The sequence below is a fragment of the Caenimonas terrae genome (assembly GCF_042655405.1).
In the GTDB taxonomy this organism is placed as follows: Bacteria; Pseudomonadota; Gammaproteobacteria; order Burkholderiales; family Burkholderiaceae_C; genus Ramlibacter; species Ramlibacter terrae_A.
The window spans coordinates 348,137-372,673 of record NZ_JBHSMF010000006.1; the positions used below are offsets into that span (position 1 = coordinate 348,137).

28 protein-coding genes are annotated in these 24,537 nt (G+C 69.8%); 11 read left to right on the forward strand and 17 right to left on the reverse strand.

Annotated elements, in window-relative coordinates:
* Positions 1-7: 7 nt before the first annotated feature.
* Positions 8-2,764, reverse strand: coding sequence for a response regulator (locus ACFPOE_RS08555; protein ID WP_376849662.1), 2,757 nt, complete (start codon positions 2,762-2,764; stop codon positions 8-10).
* 193 nt (positions 2,765-2,957) lie between these two features.
* On the opposite strand from ACFPOE_RS08555, the gene ACFPOE_RS08560 reads away from it, so the two are divergent.
* From ACFPOE_RS08560 to ACFPOE_RS08585, 6 genes are read left to right on the forward strand one after another with little or no spacing between them, the layout of a single operon-like run.
* A complete protein-coding gene (locus ACFPOE_RS08560) occupies positions 2,958-4,304 on the forward strand; it encodes an acyclic terpene utilization AtuA family protein (RefSeq protein WP_376849663.1) in 1,347 nt (448 codons plus the stop codon).
* A gap of 11 nt (positions 4,305-4,315) precedes the next feature.
* Positions 4,316-4,678, forward strand: a complete 363-nt coding sequence (locus ACFPOE_RS08565) for an AtuA-related protein (protein ID WP_376849664.1) — start codon at positions 4,316-4,318, stop codon at positions 4,676-4,678.
* Positions 4,675-5,637, forward strand: coding sequence for a Bug family tripartite tricarboxylate transporter substrate binding protein (locus ACFPOE_RS08570; protein WP_376849665.1), 963 nt, complete (start codon positions 4,675-4,677; stop codon positions 5,635-5,637). Before ACFPOE_RS08565 ends, ACFPOE_RS08570 begins: the two co-directional genes overlap by 4 nt.
* Positions 5,638-5,642: 5 nt before the next feature.
* Positions 5,643-6,392, forward strand: coding sequence for an SDR family oxidoreductase (locus tag ACFPOE_RS08575; RefSeq protein ID WP_376849666.1), 750 nt, complete (start codon positions 5,643-5,645; stop codon positions 6,390-6,392).
* A 24-nt stretch (positions 6,393-6,416) separates the two neighbouring features.
* Positions 6,417-7,349 carry a 3,5-dioxohexanoate:acetyl-CoA acetone transferase gene (gene kce / locus ACFPOE_RS08580; RefSeq protein ID WP_376849667.1) on the forward strand — a complete coding sequence of 311 codons (933 nt, stop codon included), beginning with the start codon at positions 6,417-6,419 and terminating at the stop codon, positions 7,347-7,349.
* Positions 7,349-8,485: a fumarylacetoacetate hydrolase family protein gene (locus tag ACFPOE_RS08585; protein ID WP_376849668.1), complete on the forward strand. Its 1,137-nt coding sequence runs from the start codon at positions 7,349-7,351 to the stop codon at positions 8,483-8,485. Before kce ends, ACFPOE_RS08585 begins: the two co-directional genes overlap by 1 nt.
* Here ACFPOE_RS08585 and ACFPOE_RS08590 read toward each other — a convergent pair.
* On the reverse strand, positions 8,482-9,171 hold the full coding sequence (locus ACFPOE_RS08590) for a transglutaminase-like domain-containing protein (RefSeq protein WP_376849669.1): 690 nt from the start codon (positions 9,169-9,171) through the stop codon (positions 8,482-8,484). The genes ACFPOE_RS08585 and ACFPOE_RS08590 overlap by 4 nt on opposite strands.
* A 175-nt stretch (positions 9,172-9,346) precedes the next feature.
* On the opposite strand from ACFPOE_RS08590, the gene ACFPOE_RS08595 reads away from it, so the two are divergent.
* Positions 9,347-10,585, forward strand: coding sequence for a DEAD/DEAH box helicase (locus tag ACFPOE_RS08595; protein ID WP_376849670.1), 1,239 nt, complete (start codon positions 9,347-9,349; stop codon positions 10,583-10,585).
* A gap of 15 nt (positions 10,586-10,600) precedes the next feature.
* On the opposite strand, the gene ACFPOE_RS08600 is transcribed toward ACFPOE_RS08595, so the two are convergent.
* The 6 genes from ACFPOE_RS08600 to ACFPOE_RS08625 all read right to left on the reverse strand — a co-directional run bounded on the left by ACFPOE_RS08600 (position 10,601) and on the right by ACFPOE_RS08625 (position 12,558).
* Entirely contained in the window at positions 10,601-10,921 is a 321-nt protein-coding gene (locus ACFPOE_RS08600; RefSeq protein WP_376849671.1) for a DUF6172 family protein, read from the reverse strand.
* Between the two features lie 10 nt (positions 10,922-10,931).
* Entirely contained in the window at positions 10,932-11,234 is a 303-nt protein-coding gene (locus tag ACFPOE_RS08605; RefSeq protein ID WP_376849672.1) for a hypothetical protein, read from the reverse strand.
* A gap of 9 nt (positions 11,235-11,243) precedes the next feature.
* A complete protein-coding gene (locus ACFPOE_RS08610; protein WP_376849673.1) occupies positions 11,244-11,453 on the reverse strand; it encodes a DUF3820 family protein in 210 nt (69 codons plus the stop codon).
* A gap of 4 nt (positions 11,454-11,457) precedes the next feature.
* Positions 11,458-11,817 carry a translation initiation factor Sui1 gene (locus ACFPOE_RS08615; protein WP_376849674.1) on the reverse strand — a complete coding sequence of 120 codons (360 nt, stop codon included), beginning with the start codon at positions 11,815-11,817 and terminating at the stop codon, positions 11,458-11,460.
* A 28-nt stretch (positions 11,818-11,845) separates the two neighbouring features.
* Positions 11,846-12,289: a thioredoxin TrxC gene (gene trxC / locus ACFPOE_RS08620; RefSeq protein ID WP_376849675.1), complete on the reverse strand. Its 444-nt coding sequence runs from the start codon at positions 12,287-12,289 to the stop codon at positions 11,846-11,848.
* Between the two features lie 62 nt (positions 12,290-12,351).
* On the reverse strand, positions 12,352-12,558 hold the full coding sequence (locus ACFPOE_RS08625) for a hypothetical protein (protein ID WP_376849676.1): 207 nt from the start codon (positions 12,556-12,558) through the stop codon (positions 12,352-12,354).
* A gap of 122 nt (positions 12,559-12,680) precedes the next feature.
* On the opposite strand from ACFPOE_RS08625, the gene ACFPOE_RS08630 reads away from it, so the two are divergent.
* Positions 12,681-13,553 carry an alpha/beta fold hydrolase gene (locus ACFPOE_RS08630; protein WP_376849677.1) on the forward strand — a complete coding sequence of 291 codons (873 nt, stop codon included), beginning with the start codon at positions 12,681-12,683 and terminating at the stop codon, positions 13,551-13,553.
* A gap of 16 nt (positions 13,554-13,569) precedes the next feature.
* Here the strand turns inward: ACFPOE_RS08630 and ACFPOE_RS08635 are convergent, their stop codons facing one another.
* Complete coding sequence (locus ACFPOE_RS08635; RefSeq protein WP_376849678.1) at positions 13,570-14,139, reverse strand: putative pterin-binding protein; 570 nt, start codon at positions 14,137-14,139, stop codon at positions 13,570-13,572.
* A gap of 53 nt (positions 14,140-14,192) precedes the next feature.
* Here ACFPOE_RS08635 and ACFPOE_RS08640 point away from each other — a divergent pair, with 53 nt between their 5' ends.
* Entirely contained in the window at positions 14,193-15,014 is an 822-nt protein-coding gene (locus ACFPOE_RS08640) for an aldo/keto reductase (RefSeq protein WP_376849679.1), read from the forward strand.
* A gap of 4 nt (positions 15,015-15,018) precedes the next feature.
* Here the strand turns inward: ACFPOE_RS08640 and ACFPOE_RS08645 are convergent, their stop codons facing one another.
* Positions 15,019-15,807 carry an SDR family NAD(P)-dependent oxidoreductase gene (locus ACFPOE_RS08645; RefSeq protein WP_376849680.1) on the reverse strand — a complete coding sequence of 263 codons (789 nt, stop codon included), beginning with the start codon at positions 15,805-15,807 and terminating at the stop codon, positions 15,019-15,021.
* A gap of 183 nt (positions 15,808-15,990) precedes the next feature.
* Between ACFPOE_RS08645 and ACFPOE_RS08650 the strand changes: the two genes are divergently transcribed.
* Positions 15,991-17,460 (forward strand): cytochrome P450, encoded by a 1,470-nt coding sequence (locus ACFPOE_RS08650; RefSeq protein WP_376849681.1) that lies wholly within the window; start codon positions 15,991-15,993, stop codon positions 17,458-17,460.
* Here the strand turns inward: ACFPOE_RS08650 and ACFPOE_RS08655 are convergent.
* The 4 genes from ACFPOE_RS08655 to ACFPOE_RS08670 are packed head-to-tail and all read right to left on the reverse strand — an operon-like array spanning position 17,447 to position 21,028.
* Positions 17,447-18,436: a Bug family tripartite tricarboxylate transporter substrate binding protein gene (locus ACFPOE_RS08655; protein WP_376849682.1), complete on the reverse strand. Its 990-nt coding sequence runs from the start codon at positions 18,434-18,436 to the stop codon at positions 17,447-17,449. The genes ACFPOE_RS08650 and ACFPOE_RS08655 overlap by 14 nt on opposite strands.
* A 26-nt stretch (positions 18,437-18,462) precedes the next feature.
* Complete coding sequence (locus ACFPOE_RS08660; RefSeq protein WP_376849683.1) at positions 18,463-19,524, reverse strand: Ldh family oxidoreductase; 1,062 nt, start codon at positions 19,522-19,524, stop codon at positions 18,463-18,465.
* The gene (locus ACFPOE_RS08665; protein ID WP_376849684.1) at positions 19,514-20,197 is read right to left on the reverse strand and encodes an aspartate/glutamate racemase family protein; all 684 of its coding nucleotides are present in this window, start codon (positions 20,195-20,197) and stop codon (positions 19,514-19,516) included. The genes ACFPOE_RS08660 and ACFPOE_RS08665 overlap by 11 nt, the downstream gene beginning before the upstream one ends.
* A 36-nt stretch (positions 20,198-20,233) precedes the next feature.
* Positions 20,234-21,028 (reverse strand): lysozyme family protein, encoded by a 795-nt coding sequence (locus ACFPOE_RS08670; protein WP_376849685.1) that lies wholly within the window; start codon positions 21,026-21,028, stop codon positions 20,234-20,236.
* A gap of 365 nt (positions 21,029-21,393) precedes the next feature.
* Between ACFPOE_RS08670 and ACFPOE_RS08675 the strand changes: the two genes are divergently transcribed.
* The gene (locus ACFPOE_RS08675) at positions 21,394-22,062 is read left to right on the forward strand and encodes a hypothetical protein (RefSeq protein WP_376849686.1); all 669 of its coding nucleotides are present in this window, start codon (positions 21,394-21,396) and stop codon (positions 22,060-22,062) included.
* Positions 22,063-22,147: 85 nt separating this feature from the next.
* Here the strand turns inward: ACFPOE_RS08675 and ACFPOE_RS08680 are convergent, their stop codons facing one another.
* The 3 genes from ACFPOE_RS08680 to ACFPOE_RS08690 form a co-directional block, all read right to left on the reverse strand.
* Positions 22,148-22,603 (reverse strand): hypothetical protein, encoded by a 456-nt coding sequence (locus ACFPOE_RS08680; protein ID WP_376849687.1) that lies wholly within the window; start codon positions 22,601-22,603, stop codon positions 22,148-22,150.
* Positions 22,604-22,718: 115 nt separating this feature from the next.
* On the reverse strand, positions 22,719-23,087 hold the full coding sequence (locus ACFPOE_RS08685; protein ID WP_376849688.1) for a glutaredoxin domain-containing protein: 369 nt from the start codon (positions 23,085-23,087) through the stop codon (positions 22,719-22,721).
* A 42-nt stretch (positions 23,088-23,129) separates the two neighbouring features.
* Positions 23,130-24,527: a DUF1501 domain-containing protein gene (locus ACFPOE_RS08690; protein WP_376849689.1), complete on the reverse strand. Its 1,398-nt coding sequence runs from the start codon at positions 24,525-24,527 to the stop codon at positions 23,130-23,132.
* Positions 24,528-24,537: the final 10 nt, after the last annotated feature.

A 24,537-nucleotide genomic window follows, 5' to 3' on the forward strand; every position in this document is an offset into this window, starting at 1 on the left:
CTTTGCCTCAGCCCTGGCTGTGCCGGGCCATGAACACGTCGAGCGCGGCAAGGCCGGCCTGGAATTCGCGCTCGCACTGGTCGACCACCGCCGCCGCACCCACCAGTTCTCCACGCGCGGCCATGTCCTCGATCGCGGCGCACAGCCGCGTCATTTGGCGGATGCCCAGCGTGCTGCTGGTGCCCTTGAGCTGGTGCGCCAGCCCGCCCGCCTCCGCCGCCTTGTTCTGCGCCACCGCCTGGCGCATCTGCGCCAGCGACTGGCGCGAGTTGCCCGCGAACGATTTCACCAGTCCGGCGACGAACTCGCCGCTCGGGTCCAGGTCGATGAAGCTGCGCAGGTGTTCGTCGTCAAGCATGTCGCACAGCATATCCGCCGGCGTCGGCGCCAGCGGCGCCGGCTGCGACTGGCCCTTGCGCTGGGCGGCCAGCTCGCCGCTGCGCTCCAGCGCCGCCCGCAGCATCGGCACCGAGATCGGCTTGACCACGTAGTCGTCGACGCCGGCGTGCACCGCCGCCTCGGCGTCCTCGCGCAGCGCGTTGGCGCTCATCGCGATGATGCGCGGCCGGATGTTGGACGGCACGTCGCGCACGATCCGGCGGGTTGCCTCCAGCCCGTCGAGTTCGGGCATCTGGATGTCCATCAGCACCAGGTCGTAACGCTGGCGCTGCAGCGCCTCCAGCACCTCCAGCCCGTTGCCGGCGACGTCGGCGTTGTAGCCGAAGCCCTTGAGCATGCGCAGCGCCACCTTGCGGTTGACCTCGTTGTCCTCGGCCAGCAGGATGCGCAGCGGCATGCGCTCGGCCAGCGAGCTGTCGAACTGGGACACCCGCGCGCCGGCCGTGCGCTGCACCGGCTGGCTGGCCGGCAGCGCCGCCACCAGCGCGTCGAACAGCGCGAGCTGGCGCGCCGGCTTGGTCAGCACGCTGGCGAACAGCTGCGCGTCCGGCGTCTGGCGCATGCTCACCGACGACAGCAGCACGATCGGCATGCCCGGGCGCAGGGCCTTGACCTTGCGGGCGAAGGCGGCGCCGTCCATCTCCGGCATGTGCATGTCGGTGATGACGACGTCGAAATGCTCGCCCGCCTCCAGCGCCGCCAGCGCCGCCCACGGGCTCTCGCAGGCGCGGTGCGTCATGCCCCAGCGCCCGGACTGCAGGCTGAGGATGCGCAGGTTGGTGACGTTGTCGTCCACCAGCAGGGCACGCTTGCCGCGCAGTTCCGGCCGCGGCACGGCGTTGCCGTTTTCCACCGGCAGCGCGGCCTCGGTCAGCAGGCTGAAATAGAAGCGCGCGCCGACGCCGGCCTCGCTTTCCACCCACATCCTGCCGCCCATGGCCTCGACCAGCCGGCGCGAGATGGCCAGCCCCAGCCCGGTGCCGCCGAAGCGGCGGGCGGTGCTCGAATCCACCTGGCTGAAGGCCTGGAACAGCCGGTCGAGCTTGTCGGCGGGAATGCCGATGCCGGTGTCCTTGACGCAGACCTCCAGCAGCACCGAACGCGGCGCACCGGCCGCCGGTTGCCGCGAGTTGCGCACCGAGACGAACACCTCGCCCTGGTCGGTGAACTTCAGGGCATTGGAGATCAGGTTGACCAGCACCTGGCGCAGCCGCGCCAGGTCGCCGTAGATCCACTGCGGCACGTCGGGCTCGATCAGGTACAGCAGGTCCAGCTTCTTTTCCTGCGCCTTCAGGGCCAGCAGTTCGATGCTGCTCTCCAGCGTCTCCTGCAGGTCGAACGGCAGCCACTCCAGGTCCATGTTGCCGGACTCGATCTTGGAGTAATCCAGGATGTCGTTGATCACCACCAGCAGGCCCTCGCCGCTCTGGCGGATCACCTCGGTGAACTCGCGCTGCTCCTCGGTCAGCGGCGTGTCCAGCAGCAGGCTGGTCATGCCGATGACGCCGTTCATGGGCGTGCGAATTTCGTGGCTCATGGTGGCCAGGAAGGCCGACTTGGCCAGCGCCGCCTGCTCCGCTTCTTCCTTGGCCTCGCGCAGCGACTGCAGCGTCTTCTTGTTGGCCGTGACGTCGGTGTAGGTGGTGACGAAGCCGCCGGCAGGCATCAGGGCGCGCCGCACTTCCAGCACCTGGCCGTTGGCGCGATTGAGCTCGTGCACCCGTTGCTGCGGGTGCAGCGCAGCCTGCAGCCGGCGATCCACCTCGGCCTGCGGATCGTCCGGCGCCAGCCGGCGCGCGGTGTACATGTTGAGGCTGCGGAAATCCGGCTCGCCCTCGAACAGGTGGTCCGGCAGCTCCAGCAGCTGGCGGAACAGCGGGTTGCCGACCTGCAGCTTCAGGTTGCGGTCGAACACGCTGATGCCGCAGGGAATGTGGGCGATCATGGCCTGCAGCAGCTCGTTGTTCTCGCGCAGCTGCTCGGCCGCCTCGATCTGCTGGCTGATGTCCAGCGCCACGCCGACATAGCCTGCATCGTCGCCGTCCAGCGCCCGGGCCTTGACCTGCAGGTGGCGCACCGAGCCGTCCGGACGCACGATCCGGTAGCTGGTGGCGAAGTCCTTGCCGCCGCCGACGGCGGCGCCCTGCCATTGCGCCAGCACCCGTTCCCGGTCCTCGGGGTGCACCACGGCGCTCCAGCCGAAGCCCAGCGTCTGCGCCGCGTCCTGCCCCGACATCTCCTGCCACGCGTCGTTGGTATAAACGACGCTGCCGGTGCCATCGGTGTGGAAGATCCCGAACGGCGAACACTGCGCCAGGGCCTGGAATTTTCGGTCGCTGGCGGGATTCGGGGCGTTCGACGTCATGGAGGCTGGACTTTCGAGCTTTACGGGCCGGGTGGCAAGGTCTCTGGCCCAGCCGTGCGCGAAGGATAAGGGATAAGTCCGCAGATGCGGCCCGGTGTCGTCGCCGATGCACACCATCCGTGCGCGACGTCACAGCCGCGTTTACATCCTGCTGCTGCTGGTGCAAAGTCACCGGCTCGAACGAAGGAACGACATGGAGACACTGGCGGTAGGTTGCGGCGCGGGCTTTTCGGGGGACCGCGTCGACGCGGCGCCGCCCGTGGTGCGCACGCTGATCGAACGCGGCGGGCCGGCGGCGCTGATCTTCGAAAACCTCGCCGAGCGCACGCTGGCCACCCAGCAGCTGGCGCGGCGCGCCAATCCGCAGGCCGGCTACGAACCCTTGCTCGAACTGGAGCTGCGCCCGGTGCTGGCCGACTGCCTGGCCCACGGCATCACCATCGTCGGCAACTTCGGCGCCGCCAATCCGGAGGCCGCGGCCGGCGTGATCCACCGGCTTGCTGTCGAGCTGAAACTGCCGCCGCCGCGCATCGCGGTGGTCAAGGGCGACGATCTTTCGGGCAGCCAGACCCGCCCGATCCTGCGCCAGCACCTGGGCGCCGGCTTCGACGAGGCGCGCTTCGTCTGCGCCAATGCCTACCAGGGCGCCTTCGAGATCGCGCAGGCGATCCGCGCCGGCGCGCAGGTGGTGGTCACCGGCCGGGTGGCCGACCCGTCGCTCACCGTCGGGCCGGCGATGGCGCATTTCGGCTGGAGTCCCGACGACTGGAATGCGCTGGCCGGCGCCACCATGGCGGGCCACCTGCTGGAATGCGGCGCCCAGGTCTCGGGCGGCTACTTCGCCGACCCGGGCCTGAAGGACGTTCCGGGGCTGGAGGACGTGGGCTTTCCGATCGCCGAGATCGCGGCCGACGGCAACTGCATCGTCAGCAAGGCCAGCCGCACCGGCGGCCTGGTCGACGAGCGCACGGTAAAGGAACAGCTGCTGTACGAACTGCACGATCCAGCCGCGTACATCACGCCCGACGTGGTGGCCGACATCACGCAGGCCACGGTCGAGCAGGTCGGGCTGGACCGCGTGCGCCTGTCCGGCGTGCGCGGCCATCCGCGCACGGCCACGCTCAAGGCCAACGTGTTCTTCGACGGCGGCTGGTTCGGCGAGGGCGAGATTTCCTATGCCGGACCGAACGCGCAGGCGCGCGCCCGGCTGGCGATGGACGTGATGCAAAAGCGCATGGGCGCCTACATGGCGCTGCGCTTCGACCTGATCGGCGTGACCAGCATCCTGGGCGACGACGGCGGCCGCATGCTGCGGGCCGCGCCCACCGGCGCGGCGACCGACATCCGCCTGCGCGTCGCTGGCAAGCACCAGGAGCTGGCGACGGTGGACCGCCTGCTGCGCGAGCTCACGGCGCTGTGGACCGGCGGCCCGGCCGGCGGCGGCGGCGTGCGGGTGGCCAAGCGCCAGCGGCTGTCCACCCAGTCCTGCCTGATCGCGCGCGACCAGCTGCCGGCCTGGTTTTCCATGGCCGCCGCCTGAAGGGATTCGCCATGCCGACCACCACAACCCTGTACCGGCTCGCCCACGCGCGCACCGGCGACAAGGGCAACCGCGTCAACATCAGCCTGATCGCCTACGACGCCGCCGACTGGCAGCTGCTGGTCGACCAAGTCACCGAGGAACGGGTCGCGAAGCATTTCGCCCACCGGGCGCCGACGAAAGTCGTGCGCTACCTGCTGCCCAAGCTAGGCGCGATGAACTTCGTGCTGGACGACGTGCTGGACGGCGGCGTCAACGATTCGCTCAACCTCGACATGCACGGCAAGGCGCTGTCCTTCCACCTGTTGACGCTGCCGGTGCAGGTGCCGGCAGTCCACGCCTCACAAATCGCAAAACCAAAGGAAACGACATGAAGAGATCGACATTTCTCGCGGCCGCAGGGCTGGCGCTGGCTTGCGCCGCCACCGGCGCGTCCGCCCAGGCCTTCCCCAGCAAGCCGATCCGCATGCTGGTGCCCTTCCCGGCCGGCGCCGCCACCGACATGGCGGCCCGCGTGATCGGCCAGCAGCTGAGCGCGTCGCTCGGCCAGCCGGTGGTGATCGAGAACAAGCCGGGCGCCGGCGGCTCGATCGCGGCGATGGAAGTGATCCGTTCGGCGCCCGACGGCTACACGCTGCTGTTCTCGTCGAACTCGGCGCTCGCCTCCAATGTCGCCCTGCTCAAGAACATCCCCTACGACCCCAACAAGGACTTCACCCCGATCGCCGGCACCGGCGAAACGGTGCTGGTGCTGCTGGTCAAGTCGGGCTTTCCGGTGAAGAACGTGAAGGAGCTGGTGGCCTACATCAAGACCCATCCGGGCAAGGTCAGCGCCGGCTATGGCTCCTCCAGCTCGCAGATCAGCATCGCGACGCTGGACAAGCTGGCCGGCACGCAGACGCTGCTGGTTCCATACAAGGGCATCCCGCTGGCGGTCAACGACGTGCTGGGCGGGACGCTCGACTACACCTTCGCCGACGTCGGCAACGCGCTGGCCCAGGTCAAGGGCGGCAACATGCGGGCGCTGGGCGTCACCTCGCGAAAGCGCACGCCGCTGATGGCCGACGTGCCGGCGATCGCCGAGGTGCTGCCCGGCTTCGACATCACGGCCTGGTTCGGCATCGTCGGGCCGGCCGGCATGCCCAGGGAGGTGGTCGACAAGCTCAATGCCGCCACCACCCAGGCGCTGAAGGCGCCCGAGATGAAGGACAAGCTCGCCGGCATCGGCCTGACGCCCATGCCGATGGCGCCGGAGCAGCTCAAGGCCTTCATCGGCACCGAGGTCGTCAAGTGGACCCGGCTGGCGCGCGAAGCCAACATCCAGCCGGAGTGAACGCGATGGGCAAGAAAGTGATGCTGGTCACCGGCGCCAGCCGCGGCATCGGCGCGGCGATCGCGCTGCTGGCCGGGCAGTCGGGCTACCGCGTGGGCGTGAACTACCTGCGCAGCGAAGCCGCCGCCCACGCCGTGGTCCAGCAAATCCGCGACGGCGGCGCAGAGGCAGTTGCGCTGCAGGCCGATGTCGGGCAGCTCGCCCAGGTCGAGCGCATGTTCGCGGAACTGGACGCCGCCTTCGGCCAGCTCGACGTGCTGGTGAACAACGCCGGGGTGCTGGCCAACTTCCGCGTCGACGCGGTCGACGAGAGCAACGTCGCAGACATGTTCCGCGCCAACGTGTTCAGCATGTACTTCTGCTCGCGCGAGGCGGTGCGCCGGATGTCGACGGCGCACGGCGGCCGGGGCGGCGCGATCGTCAACATGTCCTCGGTCGCGGCGCGCCTCGGCGGCCTGGGGGGCGGCGCCGCCTACGCGGCCTCGAAGGGCGCGATCGACAGCTTCAACCTGGCGCTGGCCAAGGAGGTGGGAACGGAAGGCATCCGCGTCAATGCGATCCGACCGGGCCTGATCTCCACCGACATGCACGAGGTGCACGGCGGCATCGCCAAAATGGAGCAGATGGCGCGGACGGCGGTGCCGCTGGGCCGCGCCGGCAGCGCCGCCGAAGTGGCGCAGGTTGCACTCTGGCTGGCGTCGGAGGCCGCGTCCTATGTCCACGGCACCGTGGTCGACGTCGCCGGCGGCCGCTGAATCTCAATCATCCAAGGAGTCCGAATGGCCCAGAGCCGAAAAGTCATCATCACCTGCGCCGTCACCGGCTCGATCCACACGCCGTCGATGTCGCCCTACCTGCCGGTCACGGCGCAGCAGATCGCGGACGCCGCGGTGGGCGCCGCCGAAGCAGGAGCGGCCATCGTCCACCTGCACGCGCGCAACCCGCAGGACGGCCGGCCCGACCAGACGCCGGCGGCCTTCCGCGCGTTCGTGCCGGACATCAAGGCCCGCAGCAACGTGGTGATCAACCTCACCACCGGCGGCGCACCGACCATGACGGTGGAAGAGCGCATGCAGCCGGCGCTGCAGCTCAAGCCCGAGGTGGCATCGCTCAACATGGGCTCGATGAACTTCGGCCTGTTCCCGGTGCTGGAGCGCTACAAGGAATTCCAGCACGACTGGGAACGCAAGTACCTGGCCGGCACCAGGGACCTGGTGTTCAAGAACACCTTCGCCGACATCGAGTTCATCCTGAAGGCCGGCACCGACAACGGGACGAAGTTCGAGTTCGAGTGCTACGACACGGCGCACCTGTACAACCTGGCGCACTTCCTGGACCGCAAGCTGGCGACGCCGCCGCTGTTCGTGCAGACGGTGTTCGGCATCCTGGGCGGCATCGGCACCCACGCCGACGACGTCTCGCATCTGAAACGGACGGCGGACCGGCTGTTCGGCAAGGATTACGTGTGGTCGGTGCTGGGCGCCGGCCGGGCCCAGATGCCCATCGCCGCCATGTCGGCGGCCCAGGGCGGCAACGTGCGCGTCGGGCTGGAGGATTCGCTCTGGGACGGGCCCGGCAATCTGGCAAAGACCAACGCGGACCAGGTGCTGCGCGCCCGCAGGATGCTGGAAGCGCTGGGCCTGGAGATCGCCACGCCGGACGAAGCGCGCACGCTGCTCAGGCTCAAGGGCCGCAACGAGGTGGGGTTCTGATGGCCGCCCGCATGACCCTGCCCGACGACGGCACCGCCGGCACGCTGGTCGGCCGCGCCTGGATTCCCGCAGCGCCCGGCACCATCGCCGGCCCCGGCGTGGTGGCCATCCGCAAGGACGGCGTGTTCGACCTGTCGCAGCGGTTCGCCACCATGAGCGGCCTGCTGGAACTGCCCGATCCCGCCGGCGCGGTCTGCGCCACGCCCGGCCGCGCCATCGGCAGCGTCGACACCGTGCAGTGGCTCGCGCCCTGCGACCTGCAGGTGATCAAGGCGGCCGGCGTGACCTTCGCCGAAAGCCTGCTGGAGCGGGTGATCGAGGAGCAGGCCAAGGGCGATCCGGGCCAGGCCGAGGCGGTCCGCGTCCGCGTGCTGGACCTGCTGGGCGGCTCGCTGGCCGGCCTGGTGCCCGGCTCGGACCAGGCGATGAAGCTCAAGGACCTGCTGATCCAGCAGAACCTGTGGTCGCAGTACCTGGAGGTGGGCATCGGCCCGGACGCGGAAGTGTTCACCAAAGCACCGGTGCTGTCCGCGGTCGGCGCCGGCGCCGAGATCGGCATCCACCCCGGCTCGTCCTGGAACAACCCGGAGCCGGAAGTGGTGCTGGCCGTCAACAGCCGCGGCGAAGTCAAGGGCGCGACGCTGGGCAACGACGTCAACCTGCGCGATTTCGAGGGCCGCAGCGCGCTGCTGCTGTCCAAGGCCAAGGACAACAACGCCTCCTGCGCCATCGGTCCGTTCATCCGGCTGTTCGACGCCAGCTACACGATCGACGACGTGCGCCAGTGCACGGTGAACCTGGAGGTGCACGGCACCGACGGCTTCGTGATGCGCGGCGACAGCTCGCTGGCCAAGATCAGCCGCGACCCGCTGGACCTGGTGGCGCAGACGCTGAACGGCAACCACCAGTACCCGGACGGCTTCGTGCTGTTCCTGGGCACGATGTTCGCGCCCACCCAGGACCGCGACAACCCGGGCGGCGGCTTCACCCACAAGCTGGGCGACGTGGTGCGCATCTCCAGCGCCAAGCTCGGGGCGCTGGAGAACACGGTCAACACCAGCGACCGGATCGCGCCATGGACCTTCGGGTTGCGCGAGCTGTTCGCCAACCTGTCGGCCCGCGGCCTGCTCGGCTAGCGCTGCGTTTCGCGCTCGACGTCGGCGAGGAAGTCGCCCGACGTCAGCGCGCTCTGGCTGCGCCCGGAGGCCAGCCAGCCGGGATAGACCTGGCGGAAATCGTCGACGATCTGCTGCAGCGGCATCTCCAGGAAGGCGCCGCGCTGCGCCACGTATTCCATGTGCTTGTTGCCGCTGCGGTCGAACGGGTGGTAGATCGAATCGCTCTGGCCGTCGAACTCCAGCGGATGCAGGCCGAAGCGTTCGCACAGTTCGACGTTGAAGGCCGGCGTCGCCTTGCGCCAGCCGCCGTCGATCCAGATGTCGGTGTAGCCGTGCCAGATGAAGACGTCGGTGCCCATGGTGGCGCGCATCTTTTCGGTCGACAGGTGGTTGCGCACGTCGGCGTAGCCCAGGCGGGCCGGGATGCCGCTGGCGCGGCAGGCCGCTGCCAGCAGCGCCGCCTTGGGCACGCACCAGCCGTAGCCCAGCGCCAGCACCGAGCTGCCGCGCATGCCGTCGGGACCCAGGTCGATCCGGTACGGGTCGTAGCGAAAGCGGTCACGTACCGCGTAATACAGGGCCACCGCGCGTTCGCGGTCGTTGCCGCCGCTTGCATGCTGCCGCGCGAAGGCCTGCACGGCGGGATGGTCGCTGTCCACCAGCGGCGTGGCCGCCAGGCAAAGGTCGGGAGAGGGATCGGTCATGGCGCAACCATAGCAAATGCCAAATGCCTGTCATCCCCGGGGCCCGCGCGTGTCATCCCGGGCGCGACCCCGGATCCAGACCGTCCGGACGCGGATGCCGTCGGCCAAGCAAGGTCGCCGTTCGGGAATCACCGTCAATGGATAGCCGCGCCGTTAAACTGGCCCGAAGTCCCCCATGCCATTCACCTCACTCGGTCTCTCCCCCGACCTCGCCCGCGCCGCGGCCGAACTCGGCTTCAGCACGCCCACGCCGGTCCAGGCGCAGGCGATTCCCGTCATCCTGCGCGGCGCCGACCTGCTGGCCTGCGCGCAGACCGGCTCCGGCAAGACGGGCGCCTTCGGCCTGCCCTTGCTGCAGAAGCTGCAGCAGGGAGCCCAGCACACGCCGCGCCGGGTGCGCGCGCTGGTGCTGGTGCCGACGCGCGAACTGGCGGCGCAGGTGGGCGAGGTGCTGCGCAGCCTGGGCAGTGCGCTGCCGCAGCGGCTGAAGATCGCTGTGGTGTTCGGCGGCGTGTCGATCAATCCGCAGATGATGAGCCTGCGCGGCGGCGCCGACATCGTGGTGGCGACGCCGGGCCGGCTGCTGGACCTGCTGGAGCAGAACGCGCTCAAGCTGTCGGCCGTCGACACGCTGGTGCTGGACGAAGCGGACCGGCTGCTGGACCTGGGCTTCTCGGAAGAACTCAACCGCGTGCTCGCCCTGCTGCCGGCCGGGCGGCAGAACCTGTTCTTCTCCGCCACCTTTCCCCCCGAGGTGCAGGCGCTGGCCGGCACCCTGCTGCGCGACCCGGTGCGGGTGGAAGTGGAAGCCACGGCCGCCAACGAACCGGCCATCGTGCAGCGCGTGATCGCGGTCGATGCCATCAAGCGCACCGAGCTGCTGCGGCACCTGCTCAAGCAGCATGAAAGCGACTGGTCGCGCGTGCTGGTGTTCGTCGCCACCAAGTACGCGGCCGAACACGTGGCGTGGAAGCTGCACAAGAACGGCATCTTTGCGACGCCGTTCCATGGCGACCTGAGCCAGGGCGCGCGCACCAAGGTGCTGGCCGAATTCAAGAACGGGCAATGGGACGTGGTGGTGACCACCGACCTGGCGGCGCGCGGCATCGACATCGCGCAGCTGCCGGTGGTGATCAACTACGACCTGCCGCGCTCGGCCGTCGACTACGTGCACCGGATCGGCCGCACCGGCCGCGCCGGCGAGCCCGGGCTGGCGGTGAGCTTCGTCAGCGCCGGCTCCGAGGCCCACATGCGGCTGATCGAGAAGCGCCAGGGCCTGAGCCTGCCGCGCGAGGTGATCGAAGGCTTCGAGCCGGCCGAAGCCGCCGTGCCCGAGAGCCCCGGCGGCGGCGGCGTCAAGGGCAAGCGCCCCAGCAAGAAGGACAAGCTGCGGGCAGCCGCCAAGAGCAGCTGAGGGCGGCGACGGCGGCTAGAGCTCGCTGTCCTGCGCGGCGCCGGCCTCGGCCGGCTTGCCCTTGCGCTGCGCCGGCCGGGCCAGGATCTCGATGTAGAACTGGCTGCCGCCGTCGCGCGCCACGCCGTCGACCAGGCCGATCAGCGTGGACAGGTGGGCCGGCTGCGCCGCGGCCTCGCTGGCGCCGAAGCGGCAGTCGAAGTCCCAGTAGTCGGCCCCGGCCGGCAGCTCGCGCCGGCGCTCGCGCTTCACGTACTTGCGCAGCTCGTGCTTGATGGCGTCGAGCAGGCGGTCGGGATGCTTGCCCTCGGCCTGGAGCTGGAATGTCTTTTTCATGGTGTGGCGATCAGAAGGCGATTTCGTACATGGCGTCGCCCATGTAGCGGTTGGGCCCGAAGGCGGCGGCCACGGCGGCGGATTCCGCCGCCTGCCATTGCTCGAACACGGCGCGCTCGGCGTCGCTCAGGCTCTCGGGGTCCGGGCTGTCGCCGTAGGCGCCGACGATGCGCAGGTAAGCCGCATACACCGGGGCGACCAGGCTCTCGTCGCCGAGCGCGCCTTCCAGCGCCTGGCGGAAGCGCTGCTCCGCCTGCTGGTGCTGGAGCTGCGACACGCCGTCGGCGTCATAGAGCTTGAGGGAATAGGACATGCCCGATTGTCACCTGCGCAGCGGCGCCAGCAACTGCGACAGGCCGTTGTGGTCGATCTCGTGCATCAGGGCCAGCAGCCGGCCCAGTTCGCCGGAGGGAAAGCCTTCGCGCGCGAACCAGTTCAGGTAGTTGCCGGGCAGGTCGGCCAGCACGCGCCCCTTGTACTTGCCGTAGGGCATTTCCATCGTCACCAGCTTTTGCAGCGAATCCGAGTCCATGGCCTCAGCCGCCGGCGCGCTTGGCGCCGTGGCCGCGCGCCTTGAGCAGTTCCACCACGCGGTCGGCATGGTCGCCCTGCACCTCGATCACGCCGTCCTTGACGGTGCCGCCGCAGCCACAGGCGGTGCGCAGCTGCTTGCCGAGATCGGCCAGCTGCTCGGCGGCCAGGGCGACGCCCTTGACCACCGTCACAGCCTTGCCGCCGCGGCCCTTGGTTTCGCGCGAGACCCGCACCACGCCGTCGCCCTTGGGCACGAACGCCTGGCCGCAGCTGCACTGCGCCACCGGATTGCGGCAAACGGGGCACATGCGGCCGGCGTCGGTGGAATAGACCAGCCCGCCGGCGGTCGCCCTGTTCTTCATCGTTGCCCCGTCTTCATGGGGCGCAAGCTTAACCGGGCAGCTGCGAGCGGGCCCAGCGCACGATGTCGGCCGGGTTGGTCATGGCGCCGGGCTGGCGCGCCACCTCGCGGCCGCCGACGAACAGCGCCAGCGTCGGGATGCTGCGGATGTTGAAGCGGGCGCCCAGGTTCTGCGCCTCCTCGGTGTTGACCTTGGCCACCCGCATCTGCGGCTCCAGCTGCGCGGCAGCCTTCTCGTAGGCCGGCGCCATCATCCGGCACGGGCCGCACCACGGCGCCCAGAAGTCGACCAGCACCGGGATCTGGTTGCGGCCGATGTGCTTGTCGAAGGCCGCCTCGTCCAGCGCCGCCGGATGGCCGTCGAACAGGGCCTTCTTGCAGCTGCCGCAATCGGGCGCGCTGGCCAGCTGGTCGGACCGGACCCGGTTGGTGGTTTGGCAGTGCGGGCAGACGATCTGCAGGGATTCGCTCATGATTTCAGGCAATTCGGGGCGCCGGCCCCGTTTGCAAGGCCCCCGGCCTTGTGTACATTGGCTCATCGGGAGACAGGAAGCACGATGGCGCGAGCGAACGAATGGTCCAACAAGGTCCTGGCCCTGGTCAAGGGCGGCAATACGACGGCGGCGATCGCCCAGATCAAGGTCGCGCCCGCCGTCAAGGACCTGCAGCATCTGCAGGCGGCGCTGGCCGCCGCCGGGCTGGCCGGCCGCTGGCGCGAACTGGATTCGGCGGTGGTCGACAACCTGGCGCTGCTGTCGGCGCCGCGGCTGCACCGCTCGCCCGGCGGCCGGTCCTAGGGAGATGGCTTAGGCCCGCGTGCCTTGGCGCAGCTAGCATTCTCATGGAGCCCTCTTAAGGAATGGATTGAGTCCGGCCCCCCCAACGCCAGCGCAGGCGGCCGTCCTGCGCCGCAACAACGTCGTGGTGCAAGGCCACGACCGTGGCCGGCCCGCGCTCGTCTTCGTCAACGGCTTCGGCTGCGACCAGGGCGTCTGGCGCTCGGTCGCCCCCCACTTCGCCGCCGAGCACCGCATCGTGCTGTTCGACCACGTGGGCATCGGCCGCTCCGATCTCTCGGCCGCCAATGCCATCCGCTACGCCAGCCTGCAGGGCTATGCGGACGACCTGCTGGAGGTGTGCGACGCCGCCGGGGCGCAGGACGCGGTGCTGGTCGGCCACTCGGTCGGCGCGATCATCGGCGTGCTGGCAGCGGTGCGCTGGCCGGCCGCCTTCCGCCATCTGGTGCTGGTCGCCCCCTCGCCCTGCCACCTCAACGACGGCAGCTACCTGGGCGGATTCGAGCGCGAAGACCTGGACACCCTGCTGGAAGCCCTGGAGGCCAACTACCGGCACTGGACGCACCAGGTCGCGCCGCTGATCGTCGGCAACCCGGACCGGCCCGAGCTGGCCTGGGAGCTGGAATCGGGCTTCAACCGGATCGACCCCGACGTCGCCAGGCGCTTCGCCCGGCTGTGCTTTCGCAGCGACCACCGGGCCGACCTGCCGCTGCTCAGCACCCCGACCACCGTACTGCAATGCACGGAAGACAACATGGTGCCGGAGGTGGTGGGCGAGTACATGCACGAATCGATCCGCGGCAGCGAGCTGATCCACCTGCGCGCCACCGGCCACTGCCCGCACATGAGCGCGCCGCAGGAAGTGACCGATGTTCTGGCCCGCCTGCTCGGGGAGCGCTGGGCCGCCACCGAGCCGGCGGAGCTGGACACCGAGCTCTGAAGCACGGGCGGGCCGGCTAGGCCTGCACGTCGATGTGGAACAGCGCCCACGGGCAGCTGGCGAAACGGTCGCTCATCGGCTTGGCCGCCATGTCGGGGAAGCGGTCGGCGTCATAGACCGCCCACAGCGGCCCCAGGCCGCCCAGCGGCATGGTCTGGCCGTCCAGGTGGGTGGCGACGATGAAGCGATAGCGCAGGGCGTCGGCGATCGACAGCGTCGGCGAATAGCCGTCCACCGCGCGCATCGCCAGCCTGCCCTCGGCCGCAGCGCCCGAGGCGGCCAGCACGTCGGCCAGCAGCGGCCCGCGCAGTTCGTGCGGCTGGCTGTCGTATTCCAGCGTGGGGTGGATGGCCACCGCCGGCATCGCGGCCAGCATGCCGAAGTCGAACGCCCGGGCCTTGTCGAACGCCAGCTTCTGCTTGGCCATCATCTGGTCGCGCACCGGGTCCAGCGGTCCGCGGTTGGGCTTGCCGATGGCGCCCGTCACGGTGAGCAGCGCCGGCGATGCCAGCCCGGCCACCTGCGCGGTCGATCGAAGGGCCAGCGCGCCCAGGGCAGCGGCGGCCAGGAAGTGGCGTTTGTGCATGGGATCCTCCTCGGCGAAACCGAAAATGATAGACACCATTGCAGAATCGCGCCATGCACACCCGGACCATTCCCGCCAGCGGCGCCGCCTTGCCGGTGGTCGGCTGCGGCACCTGGATCGGCTTCGACGTCGGCAGCAACCCGGCCGCACTGCCGCAGCGGGCAGCGGTGCTGGACCAACTGTTCGGCGCCGGCGGCCGCGTGATCGACAGCTCGCCAATGTACGGCTCGGCCGAACAGGTAGTCGGGCAGCTGCTGGACCAGGCCGGCTCGCGCGCCCGTGCCTTCCTGGCCACCAAGGTCTGGACCACCGGCAAGCGGGCCGGCATCGAATCGATGGAGCGCTCCATGAACCTGCTGCGCACCGACCGCATCGACCTGATGCAGGTGCACAACCTGGTCGACTGGCGCACCCACCTGGAGACCATGCGGCAATGGAAGGACCAGGGCCGCATCTCGTCCATCGGCGTCACCCATTACACCGAGTCCGCCCATCCGCAACTGGAGGACGTGCTGCGCACGACGCCGCTGGACTTCGTGCAGTTGAACTATTCGCTCGCCGCCCGCAACGCCGAGAAGCGGCTGCTGCCATTGGCACAGGAGCGCGGCGTCGCGGTGCTGGTGAACCTGCCGTTCGGCGGCGGCAGCGAGCTGCGCGCCTTGCGCGGGAGGCCGCTGCCGGCGTGGGCCGCGGAGATCGGCTGCGCGAGCTGGAACCAAGTGCTGCTCAAGTTCGTGCTGTCGCAGCCGGCCGTGACCTGCGTCATTCCGGGCACCTCGAATCCGGCGCACATGGAGGACAACGCTGCCGCCGGCACCGGCGTCATTCCCGCGCCGCAGTTCTGGAGCGACAAGCTGGCGGGGCTGGGGTTCTGAGGCTTCAGTCCCGGCCGGGGACGGCAGCCTGCAGGCCGCCCAGGTGCAGGCCCGAATCGAGCAGCACCAGCTCCCCGGTGACGGTGCGCGCGCCGTCCACCAGCCACAGCACGGCTTCGGCCACGTCTTCCGGCGTGCAGGCCTGGCCCAGCGGCGTGCCGCGCTCGTAGCCGGCCTTCACCTTGGCGTAGCCCTCCTGGCCGATGCCGTCCACGAACCAGCGCGAGGTGATCAGGCCCGGGCACACCGCATTCACCCGCACCTGCGGCGCCATCTCGCGCGCCAGGTGCAGGGTCATCGCGTTGATCGCGCCCTTGGACGCGATGTAGGCGATCGAGGAGCCGATGCCGAGCGCGCCGGCGATCGACGACACGTTGACGATGGCGCCGTTGCTGGCCTTCAGGTGGGGCGCGCAGGCGCGCACCATCTGGAAGGTGCCGATCGCGTTGACGCCGACGATGTGCTGGAAGGTGGCGGCGTCCAGCGCGTCCCAGTTGGCGGCGCCGTCGAAGCTGGTGATGCCGGCGTTGTTGACCAGCGCGTCGATCCGCTTCCAGCGGTCCATCGCCGCGTGCGCGAGCTGCCGGCAATCGGCATCGACGGCGACGTCGCCGCGCAGCAGCAGCGTGTCGGCGCCGGCTTCGCGGCAGGCGGCCTGCGACTGCTTGGCCTCGGCCTCGCTGCGCGAGTAGTTGATCAGGACGTCGTAGCCCCTTTGCGCCAGCGCCAGTGCGGTGGCTGCACCGACGCCGGTGGCGGATCCCGTGACGATGGCGGCCTTGCGCTGCGTCATGCAATCTCGCCGGCCGCCACCGCAGGCCTGCGGCCGGTCATCGTTCGGGCCATCGGACTCATCTCCTCTTGTGGAAGCTTCATTCTCACCAAAGGGCCGCCGAAAGGCCATCGGCGCCGTGCAATGCCTTGTAATCGTGGCGCGGCTGTCGTAACGTCGCTACGCAAAACACAGGGACATCACATGGACGCGACCACGCAACCCGTTGCCAACAGGACGATCGCGGACCTGCCCGGCCCGCCCAGCCTGCCCATCGTCGGCAGCGCGCTGCAGATGGACCGCAACCGCATGCACGCCGGACTGGAGCAATGGGCGGCGCGCTACGGCGAGGCCTACACCTTCAAGCTGGTGTCGCTGCGGGTGGTGGTGGTGTCCAATCCGGAGGTGGTGGCCACGGTGCTGCGCGACCGGCCCGACACCTTCCGCCGTTCCAGCCGGCTGGAACAGCTCTCGCGCGAGTTTGGTTTCCTGGGCCTGTTCTCGGCCAGCGGAGAAACCTGGCGGCGGCAGCGGCCGATGGTGCTGGCCGGGCTGGATCCGACCCACATCAAGGCCTTCTTCCCGACCCTGATCGAGGTGACGGAGCGCTTCGCGCGCCACTGGGGGCGGGCGGCGGCCGCCGGCACCGCGATCGACCTGCAGGCCGACCTGATGCGCTACACGGTGGACGTGACCGCGGCGCTGGCCTTCGGCGAGGACATCAACACCATCGATGCGCAGCAGGACCAGGCGATCCAGCAGCACCTGAACCACATCCTGCCCGCCCTGTTCAAGCGCATGTTCGCGCCCTTTCCGGTCTGGAAGTACTTCCCGAACAAGGAAGACCGGGCCATCCCCGGCCACCTGCAGGCCCTGCAGTCCGCGGTGCGCGGCTTCATCGCCCGCGCCGCGCGCCAGCTGGACGAACAGCCCGCGCTGCGCGAGCGGCCGGTGAACCTGATCCAGGCGATGCTGGCGGCGCGCGACCGCGACAACAGCGGCATCAGCGAGGGCGACGTGTCCGGCAACGTGCTGACCATGCTGCTGGCCGGCGAAGACACCACCGCCAACACGCTGGCCTGGCTGATCTGGCTGCTGCAGCGCAATCCGGACGCGTTGCGGCGGGCCAGCGAGGAAGCGAAAGCGGTGCTCGGCGGCCGCACCTGCGCGCGCAGCATCGACGAGCTCGCGCGGCTGGATTACATCGAAGCCTGCGCCTACGAAGCGATGCGGCTCAAGCCGGTGGCGCCGCTGATCGGGTGCGAGGCGCGCAAGGACGCGGTGGTGGCCGGCATCGAGGTGCCCGCCGGCACGCTGGTGATCTGCCTGATGCGGCCCGGCGCGCTGGACGCGAAGAATTTCGAAGCTCCGCTGCAATTCGATCCGCAGCGCTGGCTCGAGGGCGCCGGCGCCGCCGCCCATTCGCTGGGATCGTCCAAGCGCGTGGTCATGCCCTTCGGCGCCGGCCCGCGCATCTGCCCCGGCCGCTACCTGGCGCTGGCCGAGATCAAGATGGTCGCGGCGATGCTGCTGGCCAACTTCGAGATCGCCGAGGTCTCCACGCCCGACGGCGAGGAGCCGCAGGAACGGCTCGCGCTGACGATGTATCCGGTGGGGCTGTCGATGCGGCTGCGGGCGGCGTCCAGCGACGACCCGGCCGTCACTCCACCGTGATGCCGTTCTGCTTGATCAGGTCGCCGTAGCGGGTGAACTGCACCCGCATCGCCTTGCCGAGGTCGTCGGGCGAGGTGCCGCGCGGCGTCAGGCCCTGGGCGATGAGCTTCTCGCGCACTTCCGGATCGGCCAGCGCCTTGGCCACTTCGGCGCTGAGGTATTGCAGGATCGGCCGCGGCGTGCCGGCCGGCGCCATCATGGCGAACCAAGAATTGAATTCGAAGCCCGGCAGGCCCGACTCCGACACCGTCGGCACGTCCGGGAACTGCGGCATGCGGCGCGGCGTGGTGACGCCCACCAGCCGCAGCTTGCCGGCCTTGACCAGCGAGTTGACGGTGGCGATGCCCTGGAAGGCCGCATCCACTTCCTTGCCGGCCACGCCCATGGCGGCCTGGGTCGCGCCCTTGTACGGCACGTGCGTCATCTGCACCTTGGCCTGGGAAGCAAACAGGGCCATCGCGATGTGCTGCGGGCTGCCGTTGCCGCCGGTGCCGTAGTTGATCTTGCCCGGCGCGCTGCGGGCGGCGGCGATCAGGTCGGCGGCGCTGCGCACGGGGCTGTCGGCATTCACCACCAGGCCCCATTCCACCGTGGCGACCAGCGCGATCGGCTCGAAGTCCTTCAGGATGTCCCACGGCATCTTCGGCTGCAGGTGGGGCAGCATGGTCATGATCGAGTCGTTGAAGCCGCCGATGGTGTAGCCGTCCGGCGCCGCCTTGGCCACCACGCCGGCGCCGATCAGGCCGGCCGCCCCGGGCTGGTTCTCGATCACGAAGCTCTGGCCCATGTTCTGGCCCATCTTCTGCGCCACGATGCGGGCGGCGGCGTCGACCGCGCTGCCGGCCGCCAGCGGCACGATCATGCGGATCGGCTTGTTCGGGTAGCCCGAGGCCATCGGCTGGGCCGCGGCCAGGCCGCAGCCCAGCAAGGTGCACAGCAGCGCGGCAAGGTGGCGGCGGCGGATCGTCATGGTCATGCTTGGTCTCCGGGAGGTCGTTGTCTTCAGGTGTCCTGCAGGCGGGCCATGCCCATGTCCTGCGCAAACCGGTCCAGCGTCTGCAGCAGCGCCGGGCCGATCGGGATGCCGTCGCGCTCGTTGGCCGCGCGCCGGTCGTGGCTCTGTTCGCCGGGCAGCCAGATGCGCTCGACCCCCGGCATGCGCTCGCTAGCGCGCATCTCGCGCACCAGCTTGTCGACGCGCGCCTTGAAGGCGGCGACGTCGCCGAAGGCGCTCAGGTCGATCGCCAGGATCGCCTGGCCGGTGTTGGTGGTGCTGGTGTCGTCCTTGTTGAAGTCGATCACCTCGCTGCCCATGGCGGCGCCGTTGAGCGTGCCGGCCAGCAGGCCGACGATCAGCGCCAGGCCGTAGCCCTTGTAGCCGCCGATCGGCATCAGGAAGCCTTCTTCGGCGCGCTTCGGATCGGTCAGCGGCTGGCCAAGCCGGTCGATCATCCAGCCGATCGGCATCTGCTCGCCGCGCTGCGCCTTGGCCTTGACCTTGCCATACGCAGCCACGGTGGTGGCCATGTCCAGCACCACCGGCGGCTCCTCGCCGCCCGGCACCGCCACCGCGATCGGGTTGGTCGACAGCAGCATGTCCAGCCCGCCCCAGGGCGGCAGGTGGTTGGCGTTGCCCACCGCGAAGTACATGCCGATCATGTCGTGCGCCATCGGCATGCGCGCGTACAGCGAGGCCGGGCCGGCGTGGTTGCTCAGGCGCGAGCCGACCCACGCCACGCCGCAGGTGCGCGCCTTCTCGATCGCGATCTCGGCGGCCTTCTTCATCACCAGGTGGCCCATGCCGTTGTCGCCATCGAGCAGCGCCATGCCGGGCCGCTCCTGCACGATCTTGATGTCCGGATGCAGGTTGATGCCGCCGGCGCGGATGCGCCGCGCATAGGGCAGCAGCCGGATCGCGCCGTGGCCGTCGGAGCCCTGCAGTTCGGCTTCCGCCATCAGGGCGCCGACGGTGGCGGCGTCCTGCGGCGGCAGCCCCAGGCGCGTCATTGCAATGGTGATGAACTCGCGCAGCTGCGCCAGCGGAACGCGGGTTTCAGGCGCCATCGGCCACTTCCTTCTTCAGCGCGAGCACCGCGCAGTCGGGGCTGCTCAGGACCGGGCAGGCCAGTGCCTGTTGCACCGCCGGCTGCGCATCCGCCATCGAGAATTGCGCCAGCATCACGACGTCGCAACCGGCCAGCTGCTGCGCCGCGGCGGCGACCTTGCGGTGATGCTCGTCGGCCCGGCCTTCGGCCAGGTCCTGCATCGCATCGGGGACGAAGGCGCTGCGCAGTTCGATCGGGATGCCCCGCTCCTGCGCCATCTGCAGCAGTTCGCCCGACATCGACGCGATCGAGGCCTGGAAGGTGGCGATCAGGCCCAGCTTGCCGCCGGCGGCGGGGCAGAGCGCCAGCGCCTGCGCGAACATCGCCTCGTTCGGCTTGAGCGTCGGCAGCTGCACGGCGCAGGCGGCGGCCTCGATGGCCGGGCCGAAGGCCGAACAGGTGAACAGGATGGCATTGCAGCCCGTTCCCTTGGCATAAGTGGCCAGGTCGATGAAGCGCTGGACCATCGAATCGGTCAGCTGGCCGCTCTTGCCGCGGTCCACCGACAGGCTGTCGTCCAGCAGGTTCATGCGCTGCGCCTGCGGCCAGTGGCGCTCGAACGCGGCGGCGATGGGGTCGACGGCCAGGGCCGTCGCGTGGATCAGGGCGATGCGGGGGGGCGGAATCTGCATCGCCGGATCATACGGTGCCCCCGGCGGGCAGCCGCTTCAGCCGCCGGCCAGCAGGATGCCGGCAGCCGGCTGCTTGGCTTCGAGTTCGGCCGCGAACAGCGCGCCGCTGCGGGCATTGCGGATGTGCAGTTGCGTTTCGATCGGCAGCTTGGCGGTGTTCTTGCCGTTCCAGCGGTTGCGGCCCTTGGTCGACAGGTTGTAGAAGATCGAGACGCCTTCGCGCAGCTTCTGGGCCCGCTCGCCGGCGCCGAGCTTGAGGCCGGCGATGCGGTTGGCGCTCCACTCGGCCGCTTCCTTCATGTGCAGCGCGGCGACGTGGATCGCTTCCACCGGGTCGTTGGGGTTGCGCAGGCCCAGGGCGCGCGCGGTGGCCGGCTCGAACTGCGCCAGCCCCAGGTTGGGCGTGCCGTCCTTGCTGGCGCCCATGCGCGGGATCCAGGAGGTCTCGGCGTTGATGATGCCGTACACGTCCTTGAAGCTCAGGCCCACTTCCTGCAGGTTGGCGCGTTCGGCGGCCGACTTGGCCAGCAGCATGCGGGAGCTGTCGTCGGGCGTGAGCAGCTTGTCGCTGCCGATGCGGGTTTCGACCCAATGGATCTTGGAGCGCAGCTGGGCGTAGTAGCTGTCTTCCTGACGGGTGGTGGCGTCGGCGGTGACGGCAACCGCGGGTTGCGCCGGCGTCTCGACCGCAACCGCAGGATTGGCCGGCAGCTGGGCCTGAACGGCGGCTGCGGCCGGCGTGGGGTGCGGGCGCATCCAGCCGGTGACGGCCACGACTTCGAGGCCCAGGGCGAGCGTGCAGGCAATGGTGGCGGTTGCGATCCAGCTCAACTTCATCATCGTTGTAGTCCCTTTCTTACAGCCCCTAAGGAGCGGTCCTACAGCTTTGAAGTTCACCGGTGTTGCAATTTGGCGTCTTGCTGAGGCAGCGCGTTTCTGGCTGATGGTTCGGAAAGCCAGCACCGGCGCGGGCTGGCAGCCGACCCTGGCATTGCGTCCAAAATGTAAAAGTCGCGGATGTATCAGCCTGAGCCCCATAATCTCGCGCCCTGCAGAGCCAGCATTCGATGCCGCAAGCTCAGGCGTTCGGCCCTTGCGGGCCGGTTCCTACGCGGCCGGCGTCGGCTGTCCGACGATGGGCCTGGCGTGCCGGCAAGACCATGGGACATCCCTTCAATCATTCAAAGGAGAACCCCATGGCAGCCAAGGAAAAATCGGATCTGGACCACGAGCACGGCGACCACCCGGTGGGCACCGGCGTCGGGGCGGCAGGCGGTGCGGTGGCGGGCGCCACCATCGGCGCCGCGGGCGGGCCCGCGGGCGCGGCAGTGGGGGCGGTGATCGGCGCGATCGCGGGCGGCCTGGCCGGGCGCGGCGTGGCGGAGATGGCCAATCCGGAACCGACCGACGTCCAGCATGACCACAACCTGGGCAAGGGCCTGGGCGCCGGCGGCGGCGCGCTCGGCGGCGCTGCGGTGGGTGCGACGGTGGGCGGACCGGTCGGTGCGGCCGTGGGCGCAGCGGTCGGCGCGCTGGCCGGCGGTGCGGCCGGCAAGGGCGTCGCCCACGCGGTCAACCACGACGAGGAAGACGCCTACTGGCGCGGCGCCCACGTCCACGAAACTTACTACCGCCCCGGCTTCACCTACGAGGACTACCAGCCGGCCTATCGCATGGGCTGGGCCAGCCGGGCCAGGTATGACGGCGGCACCTTCGAGCAATACGAGCCGGCATTCCGCAACGACTGGGACACGATGAAAGGGTCCTCGCGCCTGACCTGGGACGAAGCCAGGCATGCAGCGAGCGCCGGCTGGCACCGCGTCGAACGGGCGCTGCCGGGCGACGCCGACGGCGACGGCCGCTGAGCCGCGGCCCCAAGAATAAGGGGCCGTTGCGGCCCCTTTCCAGATCATCCCGGCCGAGCGCCGGGATTTTTCATGGCGCCGCCGGTCAGCTGCGATTGGGGTTGTTCGGGTAGCGGTCGTCCTTGTTCAGGACCCCGTCGCCGTCACGGTCGCCATACGGGCCGCGGGCGTGGTTGCGGTAGTGGTCATAGCGGTTCGGGATGCCGTCGTGGTCGCGGTCGCCGTACGGACCCCGCTCCCAGTTGCCGCCCACGCGGCGCCATTGGCCATTGCCCATTTCGACCCAGCGCGCCTCGCGCCACTCGTGGCCCGGGCGCTCGCGCATCCAGTGGCCCTGCACCCAGACGTACTGGTTGTCGCGGTAGTCGTAATAGCCCGGCGCCCAGACCCAGCCGTGGCGCGCTGCGGGCACCGTCTCCACGATGGGGGCCGGCGGCGCGACCCTGACGATGGTGTAGGTGTCGGCGCTGGCAGCCATCGGGACCAGGGCCCCGGCCGCTGCCGCGGCGAGCACGGCGACTGCAAATGTCTTGTTGATCATGCTTGAACTCCTTGAAAGGACAGGAGCCAAGCGTCCCGCAGCCGCCGGGCACGCGGGGTGGGAAGGCGCACCGACCAGCCGTGGGATCGCTCCTGCACGGCTGGGCAGCAGCGTATCAGCCTGCGACCATGCGTTTCAGTTCGCCGCTGTCGATCAGCGCCTTGAGCTCGCTGTAGCCGCCCACCAGAGTGCCCTTGACGAACACCATCGGGAAGGTGGGCCAGCCGGTCCACAGCTTGAGTGCATTGCGCTCGCGCCACCGGCTCAGGTAGCTGCCGTACTCGAGGTACTTGCAGGGCTGGCCGGCCGCTTCCAGCGCGGCGCGGGCCTTCTTCGGGAACGGGTTCTGGGCCATGCCGACCACCACCACCGGGTTGTCGCGGACCGCCGCCATCACCTCCTGCACGATCGCCTGCTGGTGGCCGGCGACCTTGGCGCGGATGGCGGGATGGATGTGGTCGTCGTCGAGGATGGGGCGCGGCATGGAAACTCCGGGTGAGATAGCGCCGGACAGTAGCACAGCCGTTCAGGCCGGCGCCATGAATCCCAGGTTGCGCGCGCTGAAGTTGCCCAGGTTCGGCAGCACCCCGGCCTGGTCGGTCGCCGAAACGCCGAACCAGCCGGCGAGCGTCGCGGCGTACTGTTCGACTGCCAGCGACGGCAGCAGGCGCCCCTGCCCGACATCATCCGGCCCATTGCTCGCGGGCACCGGCGCACTGCCGACGAAGGACTTGCCCAACACCCCGCCGCCCAGCACAAACTGCATGTTGCCCCAGCCGTGGTCCGAACCGTCGGTGTTGCTCACCAGCGTGCGGCCGAAGTCGGAGCCGGTGAAGGTGGTTACCTGGTCGGCGACGCCGAGTTCCACCGTCGACTGGTAGAACGCCGCCAGCGCGCTGCCGACGCTGGCCATCAGCACCGGATGCGCGGTGGCCAGGCCGTCATGGGTGTCGAAGCCGCCGAGCGAGACGAAGAACACCTGGCGCTTGGCGCCGGTGGCGCCGCGCGCCGCGATCATCCGCGCCACCATCTTGAGCTGGTCGCCCAGGCTGTTGCCGGCCGGGAACGGCGTCGAGACGTTGACGCCGGACAGTGCCGCCGTGAGCTGGTCGTTGGCCGCGATCGAGCGGCCGGTGACCCGCGTGTATTCGCTCTCGAACAGGTGGGTGCGCGGCTGCGTCATCAGCGCCTGCAGCGCCTGCGAGCAGGCGGCCGAGCCGAACAGCGGGCTCTTGATGCCTGCCACCGGCACCGAGCCGCTGGGCGTGACCTGGTACTGCACCGCGCTACGGCCGGACATGAACACCGCGTTGCCGGCGACGCTGACGCAGGTGAAGGTGGCGTTGCCGTTGCCCGACGCGTAGAGGTCGCCCATGCGCCCACCCCAGCCAGAGGTCGCGCCTTCGGGCGACGACGCCTGCCAGAAGGACTGCTGGTCGTTGTGCGAGAACAGCTTGGGCGGCAGCTGCACCGAGCCGGCGGCGTACTGCGCCTTGGTGGTGGGCCGCACCAGCGTGCCGACGTTCAGCACCACCGACAGCTTGCCGCCGTCGAACAGCGGCAGCAGCGGCGCCAGGCCGGGCGCCAGCGCGTACTGGCGGCCATCGGCCAGCGGAGTCGCCGGGTTCAGCACCGTGCCGGTGAGCGCATTGCGATCGAGCGCGATGTTGCTGCGCAGGGACTGGTAGGCGCGGTAGCTCGCACTGTCGTAAGGCACGAGGGTGTTGGACTGGTCGTTGCCGCCGTACAGGAAGACGCACACCAGCGCCTTGTAGTCGGTGGCAGTGGCGGCCGCGGCCTCCCCCATGGCCGCGAGGCTCAGCGCCCACGGGGTCGCGCCCGCGGCCAGCGAGAGCGCGGCGCCGCGGCGCAGGAAGGCGCGGCGGCCGGCGTTGTCGGGCCGGAGGGTCGGAAAGTGGTTCATGCTGCGCTCC